Here is a 15,961-nt window from a genome sequence, read left to right on the forward strand (position 1 = left end):
GGTCGATCAGTTCGCGGCGCTGGCGGCAGCCAGCGCGCGATCGCGCAGCTCGGCCTCGCGTGCCTTGTGTTCTTCGCTGAAGCGCACGGCCATCGCGCACAATGCGGTCGCCGTGACGGCGAGCCCGAGCAGGCTCAGCGTGTGCTGCACGTCGCCGACGCCCTTCAGCAGGAACGCAGCGGCCACTGCGCCCACGTTGCCGCCCGCGCCGACGATCCCCGCGACGCCGCCGAGCGCCTTGCGATCGATGAACGGCACGAGCGCATACGTCGCGCCGCAGGCCATGTGCGTGAAGAGGCCGAAGGTCAGCATCGCGACGAGCGCCATGCCGATGCCTTGCGCATGCGAGAACCAGATCAGCCCGAGCCCCTCGCCGACGATCAGCGCGCACAGCAGCGTCGCGCGCACGTCGAGGCTCCGGCGCGCGGCGATCTTGTCCGACAGCCAGCCGCCGAGCGCGCGGGCGAACAGCGCGAGCAGCCCGAACATCCCGACCGCGAAGCCGGCGTCCTTCAGCGACAGCTTGAAGTGATCGACGTAGTACAGCGCCGCGATGTTGTGGATGAACACCTCGACGCCGAAGCACGCGCCGTACGTGACGAACAGCATCCACACGCGATAGTTGCCGCATGCGGTGAAGAAGCTCGCCCAGCCGCCCTTCTTGCCGCTGTCGACCGTTACGCCCTGCTTGCGCAGCGCGACGAAATCGCCTTGCGGGCAGTCCTGCGTGAAGCGCCAGTACGCCCAGGCCATCGCGAGCATCGCGACGCCCGGCACGACGAGCGCGATGCGCCACGACGCGTCGTCGCCGAAGCCGAGCATCAGGCCGGCGGCGACCAGCAGCGGCATCATCGCCTGCGTCGCGCCCGCGCCCGCGTTGCCCCAGCCGGCCGTCGTCGCGTTCGCGGTGCCGACCACGTTCGGCGCGAACATCACCGACGTGTGGTACTGCGTGATCACGAAGCCCGCGCCGATCGCGCCGATGCCGAGCCGGCAGATCAGGAACGTCAGGTAGTCGTGCGAGAACGACACCGCGAACACGGGAATCGCACCGAGCACGAGCAGCCCGACATACACGCGGCGTGGGCCGAAGCGGTCGCACAACGGGCCGACCAGCAGCCGCACGGCGATCGTCGCGGCCACCGCGGCGATGTTGATGTTCGCGACCTGTGCCGCGGTGAGGTGGAATTCGCGCGCAATCAGCGGCATCAGCGGCGCACACGCGAACCACGCGAAGAAGCATACGAAGAACGCCATCCACGTCATGTGGAACGCGCGCATCGGCGCGGTGCGGAAGCTGAAGAGATCGATACGGGTAGCTTTGTCGGTCATGTCATCCGCCAAACGAAAAACGGCGTCCTGCACACCCGGTCTCGTCGAGACCCGATGTGTAGGACGCCGTTGCCCATGAAGCCCGTTTCCGGGCGCGTCGGTAATCGGTACTGCGGACGAATCGCCGTTGATCCGCCCGGACGAGCTTACGCAAACGCCATGCCATGTTGGCCCGAATCGCACCGGCAGCCCCGTCACACAAGGCTCGCGGGCTGTCGCACGCATGCCTGCGGTGCGCGGCGCGCGATGCGTCGGGATGCAGCCAGGCACAGATGTGGTGCGCTGCAGCACTGTCGCCGTGCGACATCGCGGTGCGCGATGTCGGGGCGCGATGCACGTCGATGCGGCATCGCGTGCGTTGCGCCCCACCCCGCACGCATGCGTGCCGGCATCCGCCGTGGGCGTCGCGCCTCGCATGTCGCCTCGTATGTCGCCGCGCCCGCTCAGGTTGGCCCGGATATTGCTGAATCCTGTCCACACACCGGCAACGGCGCCGGTGGGCAGTCCCCGCAAGTCGGCCCGCCTTCGCAGGCGGGCGCAGCAGATCAGGACAACGACGTCCCCCCGTGCTCGGCACGGCCGGATGCCGTGGTCGCTTCGACCGCCCGCCGCCGCCGCGAGCAACAACGCGTTATCGACCGCCGCACGAACGCGGCAATGGAACACGACATGACGACTGGAAAAGTCACGCTGCTGGGCGCCGGCCCCGGCGATCCCGATCTCCTCACGCTGAAGGCCGTGAAAGCGCTGGCGGCCGCCGACGTGCTGCTGCTCGACGATCTCGTCGCGCCCGGCATCGTCGAACTCGCGCCGCACGCGCGCGTGATCCGCGTCGGCAAGCGCGGCGGCTGCCGCTCCACGCCGCAGGCATTCATCGAGAAACTGATGCGCCGCCATGCGCTGCGCGGCGCACACGTCGTGCGCGTCAAGGGTGGCGACGCGCTGCTGTTCGGCCGCGCCGGCGAAGAGCTCGCGACGCTGCGCGCCGCCGGGATTCCGGTGAACATCGTCAACGGCATCTCGTCGGGCTTCGCGGCTGCCGCGAGCCTCGGCATCTCGCTTACGCACCGCGAGCACTGCCAGGGCGTCACGTTCGTCACCGCACACCGCCAGGACCACGGTGAACCCGACTGGGCGACGCTCGCGGCGACCGGCACCACGCTCGCAATCTACATGGGCATGAGCCGTGTCGACAGCATCGCGGCAGGCCTGCTCGCCGCGTTGCCGGCGTCAACGCCGGCCGCCGCCGTGCAATGGGCCGGCACGCCGCACGAGCGCCGCTGGACCGGCACGCTCGGCGGCCTCGCGCGCGGCGTCGCGGCAGCCGGGCTGGGCAGCCCGGCCGTGATGCTCGTCGGCGCGGCGATCGGCGAAGCCGCCGTGCAGTGCACCGATGCCGCCAGCGAGGCAGTCCTGTCTCGAGCGGCGTAGCATGGGTTACGTCAAGCGGCAACATCCGCACGCCCGTTCCGCTCACGGCAGCCGCGTTCGCGGCGGCTGCCGCGAATGCATGCGCGAGGTTCCGAGCACATCGACTTCCGCCCGCACCCCGCAGCCCTCTTTCAACCCTTGCACCGAAGCTCGTCCGTCCCCGTTCGCGTCATGAGTTCGTCCGTCCCGCCCGCACGCCTGCGCGTGCTGCTCGTCACCGACACCGACAAGCCGATCGGCGAACTCGGCGACGCGCTCGCGCGCCTCGGCTACGAGATGCTCAACGACGTCGCGACGCCCGCGCGCCTGCCCGCCGCCGTCGAGGAGCAGCGCCCCGACGTCGTGATCATCGATACCGATTCGCCGTCGCGCGACACGCTCGAGCAACTGGCCGTGATGCACGCGACCGCGCCGCGCCCCGTGCTGATGTTCAGCCACGATGCCGACCAGGCGCTGATTCACGCGGCGGTCGGCGCGGGCGTCAGCGCGTATCTGGTCGAAGGGCTGTCGGCCGAGCGCCTCGCGCCGATCCTCGAAGTCGCGCTCGCGCGCTTCTCGCACGACGATGCATTGCGCCGCCGGCTCGCCGACGTCGAGCGCGAGCTCGCCGAACGCAAGCTGATCGATCGCGCGAAGCGCCTGCTGATGGATCAGCGCAGGCTGTCCGAGCACGATGCGTATGCGATGCTGCGCAAGCGCGCGATGGATCAGGGCCAGCGCATCGTCGACGTCGCGCGCCAACTGCTCGATGCGACCCACCCGTCTTGAATGCCATGAAACCTTCGCCTCCCGCCGCGCCGGAACGCGCGCATCTTCGTCTCGGGTTCGTCGCGCTCAGCGACGCTGCCCCGCTGATCGTCGCGCAGCACCTGAATCTCGGCGCGCGCCACGGCCTGACGCTGGAGCTGTGCCGCCAGCCATCCTGGGCCGCCGTGCGCGACAAGCTGCTGAGCGGCGAACTCGACGCCGCGCACGCGCTGTACGGGCTCGTCTGCGGGCTGCAGGTCGGCATCGGCGGCCCGCAGGCCGACATGGCCGCGCTGATGGTGCTGAACCGCAACGGCCAGGCGATCACGTTCGCCCGCGGCCTCGCCGACGCGTACCGCGCAAGCGGCGACGTCCGCGCGGCGCTCGCGACGCTCGGCCGCAAGCCGCTGCTCGCGCAGACCTTCCCGACCGGCACGCATGCGATGTGGCTGAACCACTGGCTCGCGTCGCACGGTGTCGATCCGCTGCGCGACGTGCGCAGCGTCGTGATCCCGCCGCCCGAGATGGTCGCGGCGCTCGCGAGCGGCGAGCTCGACGGCTTCTGCGCAGGCGAGCCATGGCACGCCGTGGCCGAAGCCTGCGGCGCGGGCCGGACCGTCGCCGTCACCAGCGAGATCTGGCCCGATCATCCGGAGAAAGTGCTCGCGGCCCGGCGCGATTTCGTCGCGCTTTATCCGGCCACCGCGCGTGCGCTGATCCGCACGCTCGTCGATGCGTGCGCGTGGCTCGACAACGCCGCGCATCGTCGCGACGCGGCCGACTGGCTCGCGTCGCCCGACGCGCTCGGCGTGCCGGCCCGGCTGATCGCGCCGCGCCTGCTCGGCGACTACGGCGCGGGGCCGTTCGCGGAGCCGCCGCTGCCGATCCGCTTCCACGACGGCGGTGCCGTGAACCGGCCGGATCCGCAGGAAGGACGCTGGTTCCTGCTGCAATACCGGCGCTGGGGCATGCTCGACGGCACGCAGGACGACGCGGCGATCGCCGCGGCAATCGCGCAGACGGCGTTGTATGATGCTGCGGTCGCCGAAGGCGGTGCGGCGGGCCAGTGATCCCGCCCCGGGATCCCGTGGCCGCCGCGCAGCGCCGTGTCACGCCCGGCGAAACGCCCGACGCGATGCGCCGCACGGACGCATTGGCATCCGTGCCGCCACTCCGTCCCCGTTCAGAATCGATGCCGAAACGAACGCGCACGCCGCTCGACGTGCTGCTCACCGAAATCCGCGCGTGCCGCGCCTGCGAAGCCGACCTGCCGCTCGGCCCGCGCCCCGTCGTGCGCGCCCATCGCGACGCCCGCATCCTGATCGTCGGGCAGGCGCCCGGCGCCCGCGTCCACGCGAGCGGCATCCCGTGGGACGATGCGAGCGGCAAGCGGCTGCGTGACTGGCTCGGCGTCGACCCCGACACGTTCTACGACGAGACACGCTTCGCGATCGTGCCGATGGGCTTCTGCTACCCGGGCCGCGGGGCGAGCGGCGACAACCCGCCGCGCCCCGAATGCGCGCGACTGTGGCTCGACCGGCTGCTCGCCGGATTGCCGTCGATCCGGCTGACGCTGCTGGTCGGCCAGTACGCGCAGCGGCACTTTCTGCGCGACACGCGCAAGGCGACGCTGACCGACACCGTGCACGCGTGGCGCGACTACGGCCCCGGTGTGCTGCCGCTGCCGCATCCGTCGCCGCGCAATCAGGCGTGGTTCAAGCATCATCCGTGGTTCGACGCCGAGATCGTGCCCGAACTGCGCCGGCGCGTCGCGCCGCTGATCGCCGGCTGACACGAGCCGGCCGTGCCCCGCACCCTACCGAAATGAATCAGAACGACATCGACTTTTCATGCACCGGCTGCGGCCGTTGCTGCCACGACCTGCGCATTCCGCTGACCGTCGCCGAGGCCACCGCCTGGCTGCGGCGCGGCGGCCACGTGGAACTGTTGTGCGACGCCATGCCATGGCCCGTCGAGCCAGCGCCCGACGACGCGTTCGCCGCGTACAAGCGCGCACGTTCGTCGCCCGCGCTCAGCGGCACGCTGCCGGTACGCGTCACCACCCTGCTCACGGCATCCCATGCCGGGCCATGCCCGAACCTGCTCGACGATTTGCGCTGCGGCATCTATGAAGAACGGCCGCTGGTCTGCCGGATCTACCCGGCCGAGGTCAATCCGTTCGTGCCGCTGGTGCCGGACGGCAAGCAGTGCCCGTCCGACGCTTGGCAGCAAGCGCCGCTCACCCGCGGCGGCACGATCGTCGACGCGCTCACGCGTGAGAACATCGTGCGCGCGCGGGAAGCAAGCGCGGCCGAGGCGCCACTGCGCGCGCGCCTGTGCGCGGCGCTCGGCATCGATACGGCAGCCGTCGCGAACGAAGGCTTCGCGATTCATGCGCCGCCCGCCGACCTGCTGCTGGCCGCGCTGAGCATGCTCGACGATGCACGCGCGACGGCCGCCGCCGAGGCCGCCCCGACGGCATGGACGCTACTCACGAATCGCAGCGCGACGGCCGACACGCTCCGCTCGGTCGGCGCATCCAGCCGGCTTGCCGCATCCGACGAGGCCGGCGCGCGCTGCCGCTACCTGGGCTTTCACCCGGCCGCCTGATTGGCTTGTCGCACCGCGGGTGCCCGCCGCCCGGCCGGCCGGTGCGGATCGCGCCCGCGGATTCCGGCCGCGCCCGGTTCGCTGTACCATCGCGGCTCAACCGCGTCACGAACAGCAGAATCCTTCATGCCCTCCACCGCCCCGCCGCGCCTGTACGGGATGCCCGAACGCAGCGACCGGCTCGATTTCTACATCCGCGACCAGGCGTCGCGCCAGGCGATCACCGAGCCACACCGGCACGCGTATTTCCAGATCCAGTTCAACCTCGGCGGCGACACCGAACAGCGGATCGGCGGCGTCACGCGGCCGTTTCCGCGCGGCGCGCTCGCGTTCGTGCTGCCGCACCGCGAGCACCTGATTCCGCATCCGGAAGGCGCGCACTTCATCGTGATCAACTTCAGCCAGGCGTTCCTGCGCGCCGATCTCGACGTCGATCCGCTCGATCTCGAGGATGTGCCCGCGCACCGCTTTCCCGAGCTGACGCCGTTCCGCTTCCAGGAACATCTCGACTTCATCCTGACCGGCGACGCCTTCGACGAGGCGCGCCGCCTCGCGCTGTGCATGCTCGATGCCGACCGCGTGCGCACCTTCGGCTCGACCACGTTGCTGCGCGGCTACCTGCTGCAGCTGATCGGGCTCGTCTGCACGCAATACGCGGGCGCGCTCGACAAGCTCGCGCAGCGCGGCGCCCAGCGCGCGGGCCGGCGCGACGCGCTCGCGCGCGTGCTGCGCCACGTGCGCGCGAACCTGACCCGCGAGGACCTGACGCTCGCGGCCACCGCCGAGGCCGCCTTCCTGTCGCCGAACTACCTCGCACACCTGGTGCGCAAGGAAACCGGCAGCACCTTCACCGATCTCGTGACCGAGCGCCGGATCGCGCTCGCGCAATCGCTGCTCGCGCATACGAGCCGGCGCATCGCCGACATCGCGCGTTCCGTCGGTTTCCGTGACGAAGGGTATTTCGCGCGGCGCTTCCGCGCGCGGGTCGGCGTGTCGCCGAAGGCGTACCGCGACGCGAACGCCGCGCTGCCGGACGCCGACGACACGCCGGTGGCCGGCGACGCGTAGATTTGTCCGGTTAAAGCGCAGTTGCGTCGCATCCGGGCGCGCATGCGTCGGGTATCGTTCCATGCATGCCGGCCCGTGGTGGATTGTGCGGGCGACGGCATCCGTCTTTCCATCGAACGAGGCCATCCGATGTCCGCATACGTCATCGACGCTTCCGAGCGTCCTTCCGTCGAAGTCGAACAGTCGTCCGCGCGCTTTCCGGTGCGCCGCGTGTTCTGTGTCGGCCGCAACTACGCCGACCACGCGCGAGAAATGGGCGCCGATCCCGATCGCGAACCGCCGTTCTTCTTCACGAAACCGGCCGACGCGATCGTCCCGGCCGCCGGCACCGTCCCGTATCCGCCGCTGACTGGCGACCTCCATCACGAAATCGAGCTGGTCGTCGCGATCGGCAAGGACGGGCGGTCGATCGACCCGGCCGAGGCGCTGTCGCATGTGTGGGGTTACGGCGTCGGCGTCGACCTCACTCGCCGCGACCTGCAGGCCGAGGCGAAGAAGCTGAGCCGGCCGTGGGACTGGGCGAAGGGCTTCGATGCGTCCGGCCCCGTGACCGCGCTGCGCGCGGCGACCGCGACCGGCCATCCTGCCAGTGGCCGAATCTGGCTCGCGGTCAACGGCGAAACGCGCCAGCAAGGCGATCTCGCGGACATGATCTGGGCCGTGCCGGACGTGATCGCGTACGTGTCACGCTCGGTCGAGCTGAAGGCCGGCGACCTGATCTTCACCGGCACACCAGCCGGCGTCGGTGCGCTGCAACCGGGCGACCGCGTGACGGGTGGCGTCGACGGCGTCGCGACGTTCGAGTTCGTGATGGGGGCGAAGCCGTAACGCAGCGTGCGGGGGCATGTGACGTGGCGTTCGTCCGACGGACGTCGCGTCGTGTCGCTCCCTGCCGATCCGGGCGGCGATCGCATCGCGCCGGATCGACATGCCCCGTTCGTGTCACATCGATTACGCACCCCGTTCGCGTGCGTCGAAAATTCGTATGCACACCGCAGCCGCCAGCGCGATCGCCGCGGACAGCAGCATCATGACCAGCGGCGCATGACCGGCGTTGCCGACGGTCAGCACAGCGCCCGTCAGCGACGATAGCGCCGCCCCGCCCGCGATCGTCATCGCCCCGGCCAGCCCCGATGCGCTACCGGCCAGTTCCGGCCGCACCGACATCAGACCCGCATGCGCGCCCGGATTCGACAGTCCGTTGCCAATGCCGATCAGCACGCACGGCCCGAACCATGCGATCGCGTGCGTCGCCCCTCCGAAAAACAGCGCGAGCCCGATCGCCGGCCCCATGCACGCGACCATGCGCCCACACAGAATCGTCGTGGCGAGCGGATAGCGATGCGCGTGACGCGCGGCCAGAAAGCTGCCGCATACGAAGCCGGCCGTGATCGTCCCCATGTAGAAGCCGATTTCCGCCGGCGGGACACGGAACACAGCCTGGGCGGCGAGCGGCGCGCCGGCCAGAAACGCGTAGAACGCGCCGGTCGAAAACGCCATGCAAAGCGCATAGGCCCAGAAGCGGCGCGCCCGGAGCAGCGCGGGATATGCGCGAAGCTGCTGGGCAAGCGTCGCGGCGCGCTTCGTATGCGTCTCCGCGAGATCGAACGCGCACCAGCCGAGCAGCACGATACCGCCCGCCCCGAGCAGCCAGAAGCTCGCGCGCCAGCCGACCGTCTGATCGAGCACGCCGCCGAGCGTCGGCCCGATCATCGGTGCGAACGCGGCCGCCATCGCTGCATAGCCGATCCGGCTTGCTGCGCGCGCGCGGCCGGCAGTGTCGCGCAGCGTCGCCATCGACACCGGATAGACCGACGTGATCGCAGCCTGCATCAACCGGCACGCGAGGAACGCGCGGATGTCGGTCGCCATCGCGCAGCCCAGCGACCCGAGCGTGAAGACGCCGAGGCTCGTCAGGATGATCGGCCGCCGCCCGAATCGGTCCGACAGCGGCCCCATCACGAACTCGAGCGACGCGGCGACTGCTGCGTAGCCGCCGAGAGACAGTGCGACGAGTGCGTAGTCGGCGCGCAGGTCAAGCGCGATCGCGGGCAGTGACGGTAGAAACAGGCTCAACGGCAGCACCGAGAACGCGCATAGCAGGATCAGCGTTGCGGGTCGCGGTGCGGCTCGTTCGGAAGCGATCGGCGGGTTCGGTTGCAAGCAGGTGACCTCCGTGCGCGGGTTGCGTGGTCGTGTGCAATGCAAAAGATACGTTCTTTTGTGGGTTTCCGTGGTCCGTCGCTTGTCGACCCTGAACGGTTAGTTCAGCATGTGCAGAACGGACACTCAGTTTGACACCAATGCGGTTGTCACCCATCCCCAAACTCTGTCGAGCGCGTAGCGATTCCGACCAGGCGTTGTCCTTCTTTGCCATCCTCGACTCTCCAGCCCTGTGCGTTCAACGTCTCCCGTATGCTATCGGCTTTGGCCCAGTCCCTTTCCGCTCTGGCCTGCTCGCGTTCACGGAGTAGCACCCGGATGTTTTCCGGAATGCTGGACGCAACTGGCTTCCAATCGCGCAACCCCAGACCCAACAAAGCATCAAAGTTGTCCACGGTCGCTCTCAAGGTCGCGGGAGGCAGGTTACTCTTGACGAGTTCCCACAGCACGGCCACAGCCCTGGGCAGATTCAGGTCCTCGTTCACTTCGGCGTCGAATCGTGCGGCAAAATCCCGATCGACGAGGCCTCCGTCGGGCCAACCGGAATAGAGATGCCGCAGCCGGTTCAAGGCTGTCTGAGCTGCGTCGAGAGACGCCCAACTGAAATGCAGCTTGCTTCGGTAATGGGCCGTGAGGCACAGGTAGCGGAACGCGACTGGATCGATGTTCCGACTTTGCAAGGTCTGCAGTCGAATGAACTCACCGCTCGACTTTGACATCTTCGTGTCGGCGTCGAGCGTAAGAAAGTGGCCATGCATCCAGAAGTTCGCGAGCCGCGTGCCGTAGGCCGCCTGCGTCTGCGCAATCTCGTTGCTGTGATGCACGGCGATATGATCTTCGCCGCCACAATGAATGTCGAACCAGATGCCGAGATGCTTCGCTGACATGGCCGAGCACTCGATATGCCAGCCCGGAAATCCGCGCCCCCACGGGCTATCCCATTCCATCTGCCGAGTAATGCCAGCCGGACTGAACTTCCATAAAGCGAAATCCGTGATGTTCTTCTTGGCGCCCATCGCGACGCGCTTGCCCGCCTGCAGGCCGGCATCGTTGAGTCTGGCCAGAAAGCCATAGTCGTCCTGCTTGCCCGTGTCGAAATATAGGCCGTCACCGGTCCGATACGCATAGCCGGCTCGGTCCAATTCGTCGATAAACGCAATCTGTTCGGCGATGTGATCGGTGGCACGGCACCATACCGTTGGCTCCAGAAGGTGAAGGGCGCGCCAGTCCGCGGCGAAGGCCTCGGTGTAGCGCCGAGCGATGACCCATGCTGATTCTCCGGTCCGTCGGCTGCCTTTTTCCATCTTGTCTTCGCCTTCATCGGCATCCGAAGTCAGATGTCCGACGTCGGTGATATTGACGACGTGCCGGACCTCATATCCGTTGCGCATCAGCGCGCGGCGCAGGATGTCCTCGAACACATAAGTTCTCAGATTGCCGATATGCGCATGGTCGTAGACTGTGGGGCCGCAGCAATACATGCCGACCTGACCAGTGTGGATCGGCGTAAACGGGCGCACGGTACGGGACCAGGTGTCATACAGCGCAATTGGCATCGAGTTTCTTCGCTCCGAATGTGTCGGGCCAAAACAAAAAGGCCGCCTGTTTCACAACGGGCGGCCAGACGGCGATTGAATTAACGTGTAGCTAGATCGCTAGACGCATCTTCCCCCTGGCACGTTCTGACAACATGCACGGACCAGCAAAGAAAGGAATTTGGTTAGATCACGCATGAGGTGATCCTAGCGTCTGTTGGCTGCGCAGGTCAACACCGGCGAACGGCTGCTTTCAGTCAGGACTTCTGGACGGCCGTTCATGGCCGATGACCGCCCGACGCGCTCAGCGCAGATCGACCCTGAACGATCAGTGGGAATGCTCACGAGCGGACGCTGATCACCCAGACACGTCGTCTAACGCCAGACTGAACCACGTCAACCCTCAACGTCGGCTCAGATGAAGGCGGTCATTGCGGCAAATCCAAGCCGAACTTCTCGACTAGCTCAGGGAAGCCAAGCGACGTTGCCACCCGGGCAAAGGCGTTGCGCTCTGCTGTCGATGCGACCGCAAGTGCAGATGCGATCTCCTCAAGCGCGTTTACGTCGTCGTCCTCTGTGTGCAAGTTGCTCCGCTGATCGATGTACCTAACGGCGAGTACAAGTGCCTTGGCTACTCCATCCATGCCTGCCTCCAAAAGACCAAATGTGACGTGAAACACACGCACAGAAGAACGCTATTTTCGACTAATTTCCAACGACCGCTTCTGGCCGGCTGCCGCCCGACGCGGTCGGCCATAGCCGACCCATCTCGGTCGTACGACGCCGGTGCCCGTCGACGGCCGCTTTCGAAGCACAGAAGCCGCCCGTGGAAGGATTGCGAAAAGCAGACCAAACCACCACCACCGATGCAACCTATTGTTGTTGGCGCAGGAACTCCAGCACCATTCGGTTGAATCGCTCCGCGTGCTCCCATTGCGCCCAATGCCCGCAGCGCCCGAACACATGCAGATCGGCGTGCGGCATACTCCAAACGAGCCGCAGGCCGACATCCATCGGCACGAAACGATCATCGCGCCCCCAAATCACGAGCGTGGGCGCCTTGATCTCGTTCAGCCGGTGTCCGTAGTCCGGAAATTGCTTCGGATTGGCCGCCAGACTCTTCACGAAGTTCTCGAGATGATCGCGCCGCGCCAGCATGTTATCGAGCCGCGTCTGCATCAGCTCTTCCGTTATCGTGCTCGCATCGTAGACGAACACATTGAGCATCTTCTTCAGGTTCTCCAGCGTTGGGTTGCGATACAGCCCCTGCAGGAGCTTGATGCCTTCGGTCGGCATCGGCACAAACTGGCTCGGACCGCCCGTGCCGCCGCCCATCAGCACCAGCTGGCCGACGCGCTCCGGATACGACAGCGCGAAGGCCACCGCGCTATGCCCGCCCATCGAGTTGCCGACGAGATGCGCGCGCTCGATGCCGAGCGTATCCAGCACACCCTTCAGCACGCGCGCGTTAAGGTCGGAGCGCGAGCCGGTGCAGACGATCGAATCGCTCTTGCCCCAGCCCGGACAGTCGACGAGGATCACGCGATAACCCGCGTTCGCGAACGCGTCCACATTGCGATAGAAGTTCGCCCAGCCGCTCGCGCCCGGACCGGAGCCGTGCAGCAGAACGAGCGTTTCCTTGCCCGCGCCGGTGTCGTTGTAGTGCACGCGCAGTTCCGTGTCGCCTTCCACCACGTTCAAGTACTTGCTGGTCGCGGCTTCGCTATGAGTCACAGTGTCAGTCATGTCGATATCCTTCATCAGATCGCTTCGGTTCCGAACGTGTGCGAGCCGGCGGCCGGCTCGCACGGAAATTTCTTGACCACCGCGAGCGCGCCGAGCGCCGCGATCACGATGATCGGAATGCTGGAGATCACGAGCATCGACGCGCTCTGGCCGAGCGCAAACAGTTGCCCAGCGATCAGCGGGCCTACCATCGAACCAACGCGGCCGACGGCCACCGCCGCGCCGACGCCGGTGCCGCGAACCTGCGTCGGATACGTTGCCCCGGCGAGCGCGTACAGCACTGACTGCGTGCCGACGAGAAACAGGCCCGCCAGCAGGCCGCCCAATGCCATCGACATGCTGCCGTTCGCGCTGGCGAGCGCAAGCAACGCAGTCGCGATGCCCGTATACATGCCGACCACGACCATCCGCTTGCCGATGTGATCCATCAGGCCCGCGATCACGATCGCCCCGACGCCGCCGCCGATGTTGAACATCATCTGCACGATGCTTGCCTGTACCGGCGTGAGGCCACGCGAGAGCACCATCGACGGCAACCAGTTCATCAAGAAGTACAGCACGATCAGCGTCCCCAAATAGCTGATCCACAACGCGACGGTCGTAACCGCACGCCCGTCACTGAAGAGCGCGCTCGCGATGCCGTCCTTCGACTCATGGGTCGCACCCTGGCTTGCCGAGACGAAGTGCGCCGACTCCTTTATGAAAAGCGCCAGCAGCGGCAAGGTCAGCAGCGGCCCGATCCCGCCGACATAGAAGATATGCCGCCAGGCCTCAACGCTCGGGCTGACGATGCCGATTACCGCCGCGAGCGCCGCTCCGAAGGGCATGCCACAGTACATCGCGCCGACCGCCGTGCTGCGTTGTCCGGGCGCTGCCGCCTCCGCACACAGCGCGATCAGGTTCGGCATCGCAGCGCCGAGACCGAGGCCCGTGAGAAAGCGCGCGACGAGCAGGCTATGCAGATCCCACACTTGGGTCGTTGCAATCGAAAATATCCCGAACAGCGCGACCGACATCATCAGCACGCGCTTGCGGCCGATGCGATCCGCGAGCCTGCCGCCAATCGCCGCGCCCGGCAACAGACCGAGCGCGCCGATGCCGAATGCCCAGCCGAGCTGCGCGGCAGCGAGATGAAACTCGCGTGCCATGCGCGGTGCGGCGATACCGGTGGATTGCAGGTCGAGCCCTTCGAGGAGCGCGACTGCGAAGCACAGGCCGATGGTGATAGCGCCGCCGGCGCGCGGGGGGAAAGCCGTTGACGTATTCATTGATGTCTCCAAGTTGAACGATGCGGCGCTCTTCATGGCGCATGGCATTCCGAATGGTTCAGGCGCGTGCTTCGCGCTTCTGCAGATCGAGCGCGACGTCGACGATCATGTCTTCCTGACCGCCCACCATGCGTCGCTTGCCCAGCTCGACGAGAATGTCGACGGCTTTCAGGCCGTACTTCTTCGCCGCGATTTCAGAATGCCGCAGGAAGCTCGAATACACGCCCGCATAGCCGAGCGCGAGCGTTTCGCGATCCACGCGCACCGGCCGGTCCTGCAACGGGCGGACGATATCGTCGGCCGCATCGAGCAGGCGATAGAGGTCGGTGCCGTGATGCCAGCCAAGGCGATCAGCCGCCGCGACGAACACTTCGAGCGGGGCATTGCCCGCTCCCGCACCCATGCCCGCCAGGCTCGCATCGATCCGGTCGCAGCCCTCCTCGACCGCAACGATCGAGTTGGCCACTCCGAGGCTCAGGTTGTGATGGGCATGCATGCCCGTGTGAGTCTCGGGGCGAAGCACGGCCTTGAGCGCCCGGAAGCGCGCACGGATGTCGTGCATGTTCATCGCGCCGCCGGAATCGACCACGTACACGCAGGTCGCGCCGTAGCTTTCCATCTTCTTCGCCTCGATAGCGAGGTGGTCAGGCGTGGTCATGTGGCTCATCATCAGAAAGCCGACGGGATCCATGCCGAGGCTGCGCGCATATTCGATGTGCTGCTTCGAAATGTCGGCTTCCGTGCAATGGGTCGCGACGCGTACGACACGCGCGCCCGCGTCGTACGCGGCCTTCAGGTCGTGAATCGTGCCGATGCCGGGCAGCAGCAGTGTCGCGATTTTCGCGTGCGTCACCACATCGGCTACCGCCTCGATCCATTCCAGATCGCTGTGCGCGCCGAAGCCATAGTTGAAGCTCGAGCCCTGCAGGCCGTCGCCATGCGCGACCTCGATGCTGTCGACCTTCGCCTCGTCCAGCGCGCGAGCAATGTCCTGCACGTTTTGAATCGAATACTGATGACGGATCGCGTGCATGCCGTCGCGCAGCGTCACATCGGAGATATAGAGTTTCTTGTCCATGATCGAGGGCTCCTTGATTCAGGCATTCACAAGCGAGGCGGCCATGCGCTCGGCCGTTGCCAGCGCGGCGGAAGTCATGATGTCGAGATTGCCCGCGTAGGCCGGCAGATAATGTGCCGCGCCTTCCACTTCGATGAAGATCGAGGTCTTCAGTCCGCTGAAATGGCCGAGTCCTGGAATATGCAACGGCGCATCGGAGGGGATGTCGTCGAACTGCACGGATTGCTTCACGCGGTAGCCGGGCACATAGGCCTGGACCGCAGAGGCCATCTGGCTGACCGACGTTTCGATCAGTGTCCGGTCTGCCGCTTCGGACAGCACATAGACCGTGTCGCGCATCATGAGCGGCGGCTCGGCCGGATTGAGCACGATGATCGCCTTGCCCTTGCCAGCGCCGCCGACCGCTTCAATCGCCTTCGACGTCGTCTCCGTGAACTCGTCGATGTTGGCGCGCGTGCCGGGTCCTGCCGACTTGCTGCTGATCGATGCGACGATCTCCGCGTAATGCACCTTTGCGACCCGCGACACTGCGGCGACCATCGGGATTGTCGCCTGTCCGCCGCACGTGACCATGTTCACGTTCGGCGCATCGAGATGCGCGTCGAGATTCACCACCGGCACACAGTACGGGCCGATGGCGGCCGGCGTCAGATCGATCACGCGAATGCCGGGCTTGAGCGTACGCAGGAACGCGTCATTCTTCACATGTGCGCCGGCGGACGTCGCATCGAACACGAAGTCGATCTCGTCGAACACGGGCAGGCGCGCCAGCCCTTCCACGCCTTCATGAGTCGTCGCCACGCCAAGCCTCGCGGCGCGCGCGAGGCCGTCCGAGGCCGGATCGATGCCGACCATCGCCGCGACTTCCAGATGCTTGCTGCGGCGCATGAGCTTGATCATGAGGTCGGTGCCGATGTTGCCTGATCCGATGATCGCGGCTTTGCACCTGGTGTTGTCTGTTGCCATGGAAATGTCTCCGTCCA

At 66.9% G+C, this 15,961-nt stretch carries 15 protein-coding genes; 7 read left to right on the forward strand and 8 right to left on the reverse strand.

Features of this window, described 5'->3' with window-relative positions:
* Positions 1-6: 6 nt before the first annotated feature.
* A complete protein-coding gene (locus tag ACV22W_RS12140; protein ID WP_448019422.1) occupies positions 7-1,332 on the reverse strand; it encodes an MFS transporter in 1,326 nt (441 codons plus the stop codon).
* Between the two features lie 669 nt (positions 1,333-2,001).
* On the opposite strand from ACV22W_RS12140, the gene cobA reads away from it, so the two are divergent.
* From cobA to ACV22W_RS12175, 7 genes are all read left to right on the forward strand, one after another.
* Positions 2,002-2,763, forward strand: coding sequence for a uroporphyrinogen-III C-methyltransferase (cobA, locus tag ACV22W_RS12145; RefSeq protein ID WP_448019423.1), 762 nt, complete (start codon positions 2,002-2,004; stop codon positions 2,761-2,763).
* Between the two features lie 171 nt (positions 2,764-2,934).
* Positions 2,935-3,531 (forward strand): ANTAR domain-containing response regulator, encoded by a 597-nt coding sequence (locus ACV22W_RS12150; RefSeq protein WP_448019424.1) that lies wholly within the window; start codon positions 2,935-2,937, stop codon positions 3,529-3,531.
* Positions 3,532-3,536: 5 nt separating this feature from the next.
* Positions 3,537-4,580 (forward strand): CmpA/NrtA family ABC transporter substrate-binding protein, encoded by a 1,044-nt coding sequence (locus ACV22W_RS12155; protein WP_448019426.1) that lies wholly within the window; start codon positions 3,537-3,539, stop codon positions 4,578-4,580.
* 122 nt (positions 4,581-4,702) lie between these two features.
* On the forward strand, positions 4,703-5,302 hold the full coding sequence (locus ACV22W_RS12160; protein WP_321849907.1) for a uracil-DNA glycosylase family protein: 600 nt from the start codon (positions 4,703-4,705) through the stop codon (positions 5,300-5,302).
* 32 nt (positions 5,303-5,334) lie between these two features.
* Positions 5,335-6,120 carry a YkgJ family cysteine cluster protein gene (locus ACV22W_RS12165; RefSeq protein WP_448019428.1) on the forward strand — a complete coding sequence of 262 codons (786 nt, stop codon included), beginning with the start codon at positions 5,335-5,337 and terminating at the stop codon, positions 6,118-6,120.
* 126 nt (positions 6,121-6,246) lie between these two features.
* Positions 6,247-7,188, forward strand: a complete 942-nt coding sequence (locus ACV22W_RS12170) for a helix-turn-helix transcriptional regulator (protein WP_448019430.1) — start codon at positions 6,247-6,249, stop codon at positions 7,186-7,188.
* Between the two features lie 129 nt (positions 7,189-7,317).
* Positions 7,318-8,016, forward strand: coding sequence for a fumarylacetoacetate hydrolase family protein (locus ACV22W_RS12175; RefSeq protein WP_059537530.1), 699 nt, complete (start codon positions 7,318-7,320; stop codon positions 8,014-8,016).
* A gap of 123 nt (positions 8,017-8,139) precedes the next feature.
* Here ACV22W_RS12175 and ACV22W_RS12180 read toward each other — a convergent pair whose 3' ends face one another.
* The 7 genes from ACV22W_RS12180 to ACV22W_RS12210 form a co-directional block, all read right to left on the reverse strand.
* Positions 8,140-9,351, reverse strand: a complete 1,212-nt coding sequence (locus ACV22W_RS12180; protein ID WP_448019432.1) for an MFS transporter — start codon at positions 9,349-9,351, stop codon at positions 8,140-8,142.
* A gap of 149 nt (positions 9,352-9,500) precedes the next feature.
* Complete coding sequence (gene cysS, locus ACV22W_RS12185; RefSeq protein WP_448019434.1) at positions 9,501-10,907, reverse strand: cysteine--tRNA ligase; 1,407 nt, start codon at positions 10,905-10,907, stop codon at positions 9,501-9,503.
* Between the two features lie 407 nt (positions 10,908-11,314).
* A complete protein-coding gene (locus tag ACV22W_RS12190; RefSeq protein ID WP_448019435.1) occupies positions 11,315-11,530 on the reverse strand; it encodes a hypothetical protein in 216 nt (71 codons plus the stop codon).
* Positions 11,531-11,759: 229 nt separating this feature from the next.
* Positions 11,760-12,632, reverse strand: a complete 873-nt coding sequence (locus tag ACV22W_RS12195; protein WP_448019437.1) for an alpha/beta fold hydrolase — start codon at positions 12,630-12,632, stop codon at positions 11,760-11,762.
* Between the two features lie 14 nt (positions 12,633-12,646).
* Entirely contained in the window at positions 12,647-13,900 is a 1,254-nt protein-coding gene (mhpT, locus tag ACV22W_RS12200) for a 3-(3-hydroxy-phenyl)propionate transporter MhpT (RefSeq protein WP_448019439.1), read from the reverse strand.
* Between the two features lie 58 nt (positions 13,901-13,958).
* Positions 13,959-14,981, reverse strand: coding sequence for a 4-hydroxy-2-oxovalerate aldolase (gene dmpG, locus ACV22W_RS12205; RefSeq protein WP_448019716.1), 1,023 nt, complete (start codon positions 14,979-14,981; stop codon positions 13,959-13,961).
* A gap of 15 nt (positions 14,982-14,996) precedes the next feature.
* A complete protein-coding gene (locus ACV22W_RS12210) occupies positions 14,997-15,944 on the reverse strand; it encodes an acetaldehyde dehydrogenase (acetylating) (protein ID WP_448019440.1) in 948 nt (315 codons plus the stop codon).
* Positions 15,945-15,961 lie beyond the last annotated feature (17 nt).

Source organism: Burkholderia sp. AW49-1, from assembly GCF_053427845.1.

Coding starts and splice junctions, on each gene's coding strand:
- ACV22W_RS12195 (WP_448019437.1), bottom strand. CDS start 12,632: ATGACTGACACTGTGACTCATAGCGAAGCCGCGACCAGCAAGTACTTG.
- ACV22W_RS12155 (WP_448019426.1), top strand. CDS start 3,537: ATGAAACCTTCGCCTCCCGCCGCGCCGGAACGCGCGCATCTTCGTCTC.
- mhpT (WP_448019439.1), bottom strand. CDS start 13,900: ATGAATACGTCAACGGCTTTCCCCCCGCGCGCCGGCGGCGCTATCACC.
- ACV22W_RS12170 (WP_448019430.1), top strand. CDS start 6,247: ATGCCCTCCACCGCCCCGCCGCGCCTGTACGGGATGCCCGAACGCAGC.
- ACV22W_RS12140 (WP_448019422.1), bottom strand. CDS start 1,332: ATGACCGACAAAGCTACCCGTATCGATCTCTTCAGCTTCCGCACCGCG.
- ACV22W_RS12160 (WP_321849907.1), top strand. CDS start 4,703: ATGCCGAAACGAACGCGCACGCCGCTCGACGTGCTGCTCACCGAAATC.
- ACV22W_RS12210 (WP_448019440.1), bottom strand. CDS start 15,944: ATGGCAACAGACAACACCAGGTGCAAAGCCGCGATCATCGGATCAGGC.
- cobA (WP_448019423.1), top strand. CDS start 2,002: ATGACGACTGGAAAAGTCACGCTGCTGGGCGCCGGCCCCGGCGATCCC.
- cysS (WP_448019434.1), bottom strand. CDS start 10,907: ATGCCAATTGCGCTGTATGACACCTGGTCCCGTACCGTGCGCCCGTTT.
- ACV22W_RS12175 (WP_059537530.1), top strand. CDS start 7,318: ATGTCCGCATACGTCATCGACGCTTCCGAGCGTCCTTCCGTCGAAGTC.
- ACV22W_RS12150 (WP_448019424.1), top strand. CDS start 2,935: ATGAGTTCGTCCGTCCCGCCCGCACGCCTGCGCGTGCTGCTCGTCACC.
- ACV22W_RS12165 (WP_448019428.1), top strand. CDS start 5,335: ATGAATCAGAACGACATCGACTTTTCATGCACCGGCTGCGGCCGTTGC.
- ACV22W_RS12190 (WP_448019435.1), bottom strand. CDS start 11,530: ATGGATGGAGTAGCCAAGGCACTTGTACTCGCCGTTAGGTACATCGAT.